Consider the following 8,479-nt stretch of genomic DNA (forward strand, 5'->3'; position numbering starts at 1 on the left):
CCGTGCTTTGGCCGCCGCCCGCGACCGAGGCGGCGGCGTCGATTCCGGACGTGCCGTCCGTTCGTTCCGTTCGAACCCGGGTGCCACGATTGCCCGCCGCGGGAGCGACACCGGCCCGCCCCGACCCCGTCCCGCCGTCGGTCTCCGGGGCGTCGATGTCGGGAGCGGCCGCCGCCCCCGGCTTCTCGGCGGGTTCCGCTCGGGATTGACCGGGGACGAGCGGTACCGCGTCTTCCTGCTCGTCCGGCCCCGGGTCCCCACCCTCTCCGCCGGCGCCATCGTCCGGCGTCTCGGCACCGTCGGCCGCCGACCCTGGCTGTGGGTTCGAGCCTGGGGCGTCGTCGGTATCGCCGTCCGTGTCCGCTTCAGAGTCGTCACCCGGCGTGGGCTGGTCGCTCGGGCGTTCGGATGGCTGTTCTTCCGTTTCGGGGTCGTCGTCGACGTCCGGGGAGGCATCGGAGTCCGATTCGGACTCGGAATCGGCGTCCTCGTCGCCCGACGCCTCCGTATCCGAGTCGTCCTCACCGTCCTCGAAGTGGTCGTCTATCACGTCCTCGGCGTCGGGTGCGTCCTCGAACGGCGCCGACTGCATCCGGTGGTTCAACGCGAGTTCGGCCGCTCTTCGGATGTCGCCGTCGGTGGCCGTGGGGCGTCCGGCGAGCGCCGCGAGTGCGCGGGCGGCGCGAGCGGTCGCGATGTCCGCACGGTGGCCGTCGACGCCGGCATCGACACACAACGCCGCGATATCGCGCTTCTGGTCGTCGGTCAGTGCGACCGAATCGAGCAGGTCACGCGCCCGGTGGAGTCGCCGGCGGTGGTCGTCAGTGTCGTCAGCCGGCGACGTACCGTGGAGGTCGCCGTCGATGACGGCGACGCGGTCGTCGATGTCGCGTTCGCCGCACACGTCGACGGAGAGACCGAAGCGGTCCCGCAGTTGCGGCCGGAGGTCGCCCTCCTCGGGGTTCATCGTCCCGACGAGGGTGAACTCGGCGGGGTGGGCGACGCTGACGCCGTCGCGTTCGACGCGGTTGACGCCCGAGGCCGCGGCGTCGAGCAACACGTCGACGAGGTGGTCGTCGAGGAGGTTGATTTCGTCGACGTACAGCAGGCCGCGATTGGCCTGGGCGAGTAAGCCGGGGTCGAACTCGGCGTCGCCGGCGAGGGCGTCTGAGACCGACAGCGTCCCGACGACGCGGTCCCGCGTCGCCCCCAGCGGGAGGGTCACGAGCGGGACTGGCCGTGTCTCGACCGGCAGCGCCGCCCGCTCCCGGCACGATTCACACTGCCGGGTGCGGTCGTCCGGCGGACAGCCGTAGGGACAGTCCGCAACGGCGCGTTGCTCGGGCAACAGCTCCGCGAGGCCGCGAACGAGCGTCGACTTTGCGGTCCCCTTTTCGCCGGAGACCAGCAAGCCGTCCAGGTCGTCGTCGACCGCGACGGCCAGCAGCGCCTCTTTCAGTCGCTCTTGGCCGACCACCGCGCCGAACGGCGTGGAAACGCTTTTGGTTGCGCCCGAATCAAACACATTTGTATTAGCGCAAGCGGAGTTTATCAAGATTATGCCACGGGTTGGACTCTACACCGCGACCGAAAACGAACTGGGCGCGTTACAGCGCGCCGCCGACGAGGTCGATTCGGACCTCGTCGTCCGCTCGGAGAGCGACCTCGACGACCCCGAAGCCGTCGAGGCGTTCTGCGACGAACTGACCGACTGCGACGTGGTCGTGCTGTGGCTCCACGGCGCCGAAGACAGCATGCCCGGCTACGACCGCGCTATCGAGGCCTGCTACGAGGCGGGCGTCCCCGTCGTCGTGAAGGCGACCGGCGACGCCTTCGCTATTGAGGACACGTCCGTTCCCGGGAACGTCCGGGAGACCGTCTCCGAATACCTCGAACGCGGCGGAAGCGCGAACCTCGCCAACGCCGTCCGGTATCTGGTCGACCGGTTCACGCCCGAGGAACCGACATACGACGACCCCGTCGACCTGCCGACCGAAGGGGTGTATCACCCCGAGTTTCCCGGCTGCTCCTACGAGGAGCTGTGCGCCGAACTGGACCCCGAAACACCGACCGTTGCGGTGTGGTTCTACGAGTCCCACTGGACCCACGAGAACACCCGCTACGTCGACGCGCTCGTGGAAGCCATCGAAGCCGAGGGGGCCGACGCTCTGCCCGTGTTCTGTAATCCCGTCACCGACAGCGACGAACAGGAGGACGCCGAATGGGTCGTCGACGAGTGGCTGACCAGCGAGGCGGGTGAACCGCTCGTCGATGCGGTGTGCTCGTCGTTCATGTTCTCGCTGTCGATGGCCGAGCGCGGCCGCGATGCCGACGACGAGGGCGGCGACGCAGAGGAAGTGTTCCTCAAGCGTCTCGGCGTCCCCGTCCTCCAGACGGTGACGACGATGCGCTCTCGCTCGCGATACGACTCCAGCGACACCGGCGTGATGGGGTTCGAGTTGGCGCTGTCGGTGGCGCTGCCGGAGTTCGACGGCAACGTCATCACGCACCCCATCTCCGGGAAGGAGCGCACCGACGACACCGCGGACATCGGGTCGGCGCCGAAACAGCACTTCCCAATCGAGGACCGCATCGACCACGCCGCCTCGCTTGCAGTCAACTGGGCGACCCTTCGTCACACGCCGAACGACGAAAAGAACGTCGCCGTCGTCCTGCACAATTACCCGCCGAGCGACGACGGCATCGGCACCGCCTTCGGGCTCGACTCGCCTGAGTCGACGGTGAACCTGCTTTCGGAGTTGCGTGCGCGAAACTACGACCTCGGGGGAGGGTTTCCCGAGTCGGGACAGAACCTCGTCGAGACGCTCACCTCGCAGTTGACGCTCGACGACCGCTGGGTCGCACCCGAGGACGTCCGGGAGCGTTCCGTCGATACCGTCTCGCCACAGCAGTACGACGCGTGGTGGAGCGACGCCGACGAGGCGTTCCGCGAGAACGTTCTGGAGGAGTGGGGCGACCCGCCGGAGCGACCGTTCGCGGTTCCCGGCATCGAGTTCGGCAACGTCCTCGTGACCGTCCAGCCACCGCGTGGGTTCGGGATGGACCCCTCGAAGGTGTATCACGATTCGGACCTCCAGCCGCCACACGACTACTACGCCTTCTATGCGTGGCTCCGAAACGACTTCGACGCCGACGCCGTCGTCCACCTCGGCACCCACGGCTCTCTGGAGTGGCTTCCGGGCAAAACCGTCGGTCTCGACAGCGAGAGCGCCCCCGACGCGCTCCTCGCCGATTTGCCGAACGTCTACCCCTACATCGTGAACAATCCCGGCGAGGGAACGCAGGCCAAGCGGCGCTCCTATGCCGCAATCGTCGATTACCTCACGCCGCCGATGGCCAACGCTGGCACCTACGACGACCTCGCCGAACTGGAGGAGCTGGCCGACCAGTACCGCGAGGCCGGCAGCGTGGCCGGCGAGACGGTCGAGCGACTCCTGCGGGAGAAAGTCGAGGCCCTCGACCTCGCAGTCGAGTTAGGCATCGCAGGAGCGGTGGACGAGAAAGCCGACGTACGTGGCCCGGAAGCGGCCGGCACGACCCTCGCGGAGGGCTCCGTAGACGGCGACGACGTCGACATCGACGAACTCGTAGAGCGCGTCCACGCCTACCTCACGGACGTGAAGACGACCCAGATTCGGATGGGACTGCACACGATGGGCGAACCCCCCGAAGGCGACCGCCTAATCGAGTATCTGGTCGCGCTCACGCGACTCAAAAACGCCGGCGCGCCCAGCCTTCGTGAGAGCGTGGCGGGCGTGTTGGGCGTCGACTATCAGACGATGCTCGATTCGCCAGGCACCTACGACGAGACCCTCGGAATGACCTACTCCCAAGCCGCCGACGCGGTCCACGAAACGAGCGTCGAGTTGGTCGAGACGCTCGCCGAACAGGGCTTCGAGGTGCCCGAATCCGAAGTCGACGCCGGACCCGACGACGAGATGAACATGAACCTGCTGGTGGTCGACATCGACCCCCTCGGCGATGCACGCGTGGCCGGCGGCGCCCACGACGACTTACGGGAGGTGCTGGCCTTCATCTGCGAGGAGGCCGCCCCGCGTGTCTTCGGTGCCGCTGAGGAGATTCCGCGGACCGTCGATGCCCTGAACGGCGAGTACGTCCCACCGGGCGGTTCCGGTGCGCCCACTCGCGGCGGCGTCGACCTGTTGCCGACCGGGCGGAACTTCTACACGCTGGACCCCCGGAAGGTGCCCGCCAAGTCGGCGTGGGAGGTCGGACGAGAGGTCGCTGATGGGACGCTACAGCGCCATCACAGCGAACACGACGAGTACCCCGAGGAGGTCGGTGTCGTCGCCTGGGGGACGCCGACCGTCCGCACGCGCGGGGAGACCATCGCACAGGTGCTGGCGCTGATGGGCGTCGAACCCGTCTGGACCGACGCCGGACGAATCGACGGCGTGGAGCCGATTCCGCTCGATGAACTCGGCCGTCCCCGCATCGACGCGACGACGCGCGTCTCCGGCCTCTTCCGAGACGCCTTCCCGCAGGCAGCGGGCGTCATCCACGACGCCGTCGAGGCCGTCGTCGACCTCGAGGAACCCCACGAGAGGAACTACGTGAAGAAACACGTCGAGGAGGAAGCCGAGGAACTCGAAGCCGAAGGGATGGACGCTGGCGACGCCCGCGATGCCGCCATGCCGCGCGTCTTCACGACCCGACCGGGCGGCTACGGCGCCGGCACGAACAAGGCCGTCGACGAGGGGAACTGGGAGGACCGCTCGGACCTCGCCGACGTGTACGTCCAGTGGGGCGGCTACGCGATGGGCTCTCGCGGCCGCGTCAGCGAGGACCACGAGGCCTTCCGGCGCCGCCTCGGCAGCGTCGAGGCGACGGTCAAAATCGAGGACACGATGGAACAGGACGAGTTCGACTCCTCCGATTGGTACGCCTTCCACGGCGGCTTCATCACCGCCGTTTTGGAAGTCTCGGGTGAGGAACCCGCCTCCTACGTCGGCGACTCCTCGGACCCCGACAACGTCTCCGTCTACACCAACGAGGAGAAAGTCCGCAAGGCGATGCGGGCTCGCGTCCTGAATCCGGAGTGGCTCGATTCGATGCAGGAACACGGCTACAAGGGTGCCGGCGACCTCTCCTCGACGGTCGACGTGACGCTGGGGTGGGACGCCACCACGGGCGTCGTCAGCGACACGCTGTGGAACGAAGTCGCCGAGGCCTACGCCTTCGACGCAGACAGACAGGAGTGGTTGCGCGAGGTGAACCCGTGGGCGCTGGAATCCATCACCGACACCCTGTTGGAGGCCATCGAACGGGGACTGTGGGACGCCGACGACGAAACCGAAGAACGACTCACGGACCTCAATCTCTCCGTCGACGGTGACCTCGAAGAGCGTGCTTCCGACGCCACCCCCGCCACGGAGGTGACGAGCGATGACGACTGATTCGGGGGAGTTCGAGGCCTACGCCGACCTCGGTGCGACCACCTCGGATGCGATGGACATCGCCGAGACGAGCATGGACCGCGTCCACGAACTCGTTTCTCAGGAGACGCTGGCCGACCGGGTTCGGGCGAAGGCCGTCCACGCCACCGGCGACCCCGAGTTCCAGTATCTCGTGCGGTTTACGGGGAGCGACGAGTCCGAACCGCTCCGGACAGGGGCGCGGGCAGTCCTCGATGAACGCCCAATCGTCACCGACATCACGATGGTCAAATCGGGTATCACGGGGCGAGGCCACGACTGCGAGGTGCGGAAAGCCATCGGTAACGGCGCAGAGCTGGCCGCCGAAACGGGGATGACCCGGACGGCCGCCTCGGTGCTCGAACTCGATAAGCGGGGCGTCTACGACGGCGCAATCGCCGTCGTCGGCAACGCCCCCACCGCGGCGCTGGCGCTGGCCGACTGCATCGAACAGGGAACCCGACCCGCCGTCGTCGTCGCCACGCCGGTCGGCTTCGTGAAAGCCGCCGAGAGCCGAAAACGGCTGCGTGAAGTGTGTGCCGACCACGGTGTGCCGGCGATTACGAACGTCGGCCGCCGCGGCGGCAGCGGCCTCGCGGCGGGGTTGGCGAACGAACTGGTCCACGTCGCGAGCGACGTGCGCTCTGGAGACCTCGAACTGGAGTCCGAACCGTGACCGACGAGGTCTCCTTCCCCGACGAACCGGCCGAATACGCCGCCGGCGCACCCGAAACTGAGGTCCGTGGGGATACCGAACCGGTGTACGCCGTCGGCATCGGCCCCGGCAACCCCGAGTACCTCACCCGGCGTGGCGTCCGGGCCATCCGGGAGGCGGACGTTGTCGTCGGCTTCGAAACCGTCGTCGAGTTCGTCCGCGAGGAAATCACCGGCGAGGCGCTGACGTGTGGCTACCGCGACGAACCCGAGGTGTTGGCGACGTTTCGCGAACGCGTCGCCGACGGTGCCAGCGGGACGGCGGTGTTGATGGGCGACCCGAACCACTCCGGCTACCAGTTCGTCGGCAAGGTCGAATCGGCCGTCGAGGGGCTCGCCCCCGTCGAGGTGGTTCCGGGAATTTCCTCGCTACAGGTGGCGGCGAGTCGCGCCCGAACACCGATGGAGGAAACGACGTTCGTCACGCTCCACAAGAGCGGACCAATCGAGGCCGACCTCCGACGACTGGAGCGGGATGTCGGTGACCGGCATCTGCTGGTCCTGCCGCGACCCTACGACTGGATGCCGGAACGAATCGCCCATCGCCTGCTGGAGGCGGGCGCACCCGACTGTGAGGCGCTCGTCTTCGAACGGCTGACTCACGCCGAGGAGTCGGTGACGAAAACGTCGCTGTCGGCGCTGGCCGACGACATCGACTCGAAGGATGAGACGGCGTTTTCGGACCTCTCGGTGCTGGCAGTGCGGCGGTAGTCGCCGGCTGTCAGCGGCCGCCGTCGGTGGCAACCGGGTCGACGGCGGCGGTGCCCGAGCCGAGCGAGCGGGCCTTCGCCACCTCGGCCTCGATGGCGTCGGTGACGGCCTCGTGGTCGCCGAGCGGGTCGGCGTAGGCGAGTCCGCCGCGGTCGAGTTCGAGTTTCGCCGGCAGGGCGCTGTCGGTCTCCTCACACGGGGCGATGAAAAACGGGACGGCGACGGCTCGGTCGCCGCTGAGGTTGTAGCGGACACACTCCGCCGCCGGATTCTGCAACAGGTAGGCAGCCGTAACTTCGCCGTATTGGGTCGACTCCCGAAGGCGAGTCGCGTGGGCCTCGGTCGCCCGCCGGTGGCCCTCTCGGGAGGTGTCGCCGAAGGCCAAAAGCGCCAGCGAGGCGTCGTCGCCGGGAGCGACGGCCTCCCGAGCGCGGTCGGCGAGCGCGCGACTCACGGCGGGACTGGTGCCGACCGGTTCGCAGTGGTGGGCAGTCGGCAGTGCCCCCGGTATGCCACGAGTCGTATCCCGGGTCGGAGCGACGGCCATCGGGACGACGTACGTCTCCCCACCGGTGTCGGCGGATAATTCCGCCGGGTCGTGGTCGTAGGTGTCCACGCCGATGCGGTCGGCCACGCCGCGCTCTCGGAGTCGCATCGCGTGTGTCTCGGCTACCGCACGCGTGTGTTGGCGCCCGACGAGCAGGAGTGTGTCCGTCATGGATGTTTAATCAAGTGCGCTTGTATTAGCGCAATCTTTCTTGTAGTACGCTGTGAGGGCATCCAGTAAATAGATTTCGGGGAACGAGCCGCGACCCGCAAACTCAAGTTCGGTTGCACTAACACCAATCGTAATGACTCGACTCGTCTGCTGTGCCGGTTCGACCCGAACGGCCCGAATCGACGGCATCAGCGCCGCCGGCGCCGACACCGACCTGATGGCCCACACACCCAGCGCCGACGCCGAGATACTCGCCTACGGCCGTCCCGTCCGCTCGCCCGTCGTTCCGGTCTCCCCGAGCGGCTGTCCGACGCCCGCCGTCGTGACCCGGGCCGTCCTCGAACGGCTCGGCGTCGATTGCACAGTCGTCGATTCGGGGCTGGCCGAACCGACCGGCGCGCCGACCGTCACTGTCGGCGCACGCATGGGCGACGACATCCGCGAACCCGACCCCGTCCCAGCCGCGCCCGGCGCCTTCGCCGCCGCCCGACAGTTCGGCCGAAAGGTGCCCGACGACGAACTGTTCCTCGCCGAAACCGTCCCCGGCGGCACGACGACCGCACTCGGCGTCCTCACCGCCCTCGGCGAGGCCGACGTGCTGGGCGACCGCACAGTCTCCTCGTCACTGGCGGAGAACCCACTCGAGTTGAAACGGCGGGTGGTCGACGAAGCGCTCTCGGCCTCGTCGCTGGACCCCGGCGACGCCGCCGGCGAACCGACGGTTGCGCTCCGACGCGCCGGCGACCCCGCCCTCGCTGTCCTCTGTGGTGTCGCCGCCGGCGCCCTCGAAACCAACACCGCCGTCACGCTGGCGGGCGGCACACGAACTCGTCGCCGCCGCGGCCTGCCTCCGACACGACGGCTACGACGGCCACCTCAC

The 8,479-nt window shown here is 68.3% G+C and carries 5 protein-coding genes and 1 pseudogene; 4 read left to right on the forward strand and 2 right to left on the reverse strand.

The genetic code is table 11. From position 1 onward, the window contains the following. Window positions 1–1,525: ATP-binding protein (locus GJ631_RS17870; protein ID WP_370518731.1), on the reverse strand; the 1,525-nt coding region annotated here is incomplete at its 3' end. A gap of 34 nt (window positions 1,526–1,559) precedes the next feature. Between GJ631_RS17870 and cobN the strand changes: the two genes are divergently transcribed. From cobN to GJ631_RS17885, 3 genes are read left to right on the forward strand one after another with little or no spacing between them, the layout of a single operon-like run. Continuing rightward, on the forward strand, window positions 1,560–5,438 hold the full coding sequence (gene cobN, locus GJ631_RS17875) for a cobaltochelatase subunit CobN (protein ID WP_156710457.1): 3,879 nt from the start codon (window positions 1,560–1,562) through the stop codon (window positions 5,436–5,438). Beyond that, window positions 5,428–6,132, forward strand: coding sequence for a precorrin-8X methylmutase (locus GJ631_RS17880; protein WP_156710458.1), 705 nt, complete (start codon window positions 5,428–5,430; stop codon window positions 6,130–6,132). The genes cobN and GJ631_RS17880 overlap by 11 nt, the downstream gene beginning before the upstream one ends. After that, window positions 6,129–6,881 carry a cobalt-precorrin-7 (C(5))-methyltransferase gene (locus tag GJ631_RS17885; protein ID WP_370518732.1) on the forward strand — a complete coding sequence of 251 codons (753 nt, stop codon included), beginning with the start codon at window positions 6,129–6,131 and terminating at the stop codon, window positions 6,879–6,881. Before GJ631_RS17880 ends, GJ631_RS17885 begins: the two co-directional genes overlap by 4 nt. A gap of 10 nt (window positions 6,882–6,891) precedes the next feature. Here the strand turns inward: GJ631_RS17885 and GJ631_RS17890 are convergent, their stop codons facing one another. Further along, window positions 6,892–7,599 carry a CbiX/SirB N-terminal domain-containing protein gene (locus GJ631_RS17890; RefSeq protein ID WP_156710459.1) on the reverse strand — a complete coding sequence of 236 codons (708 nt, stop codon included), beginning with the start codon at window positions 7,597–7,599 and terminating at the stop codon, window positions 6,892–6,894. A gap of 133 nt (window positions 7,600–7,732) precedes the next feature. On the opposite strand from GJ631_RS17890, the pseudogene GJ631_RS17895 reads away from it, so the two are divergent. Beyond that, window positions 7,733–8,479, forward strand: a pseudogene (locus tag GJ631_RS17895) (nicotinate-nucleotide--dimethylbenzimidazole phosphoribosyltransferase); the annotation flags it as partial.

The organism is Natronomonas sp. CBA1123, assembly GCF_009741925.1.
Taxonomy (GTDB): domain Archaea; phylum Halobacteriota; class Halobacteria; order Halobacteriales; family Haloarculaceae; genus Natronomonas.

Excerpts from the sequence above, each read along its gene's own strand:
- cobN (WP_156710457.1), top strand. The coding sequence starts at position 1,560 with ATGCCACGGGTTGGACTCTACACCGCGACCGAAAACGAACTGGGCGCG.
- GJ631_RS17880 (WP_156710458.1), top strand. The coding sequence starts at position 5,428 with ATGACGACTGATTCGGGGGAGTTCGAGGCCTACGCCGACCTCGGTGCG.
- GJ631_RS17890 (WP_156710459.1), bottom strand. The coding sequence starts at position 7,599 with ATGACGGACACACTCCTGCTCGTCGGGCGCCAACACACGCGTGCGGTA.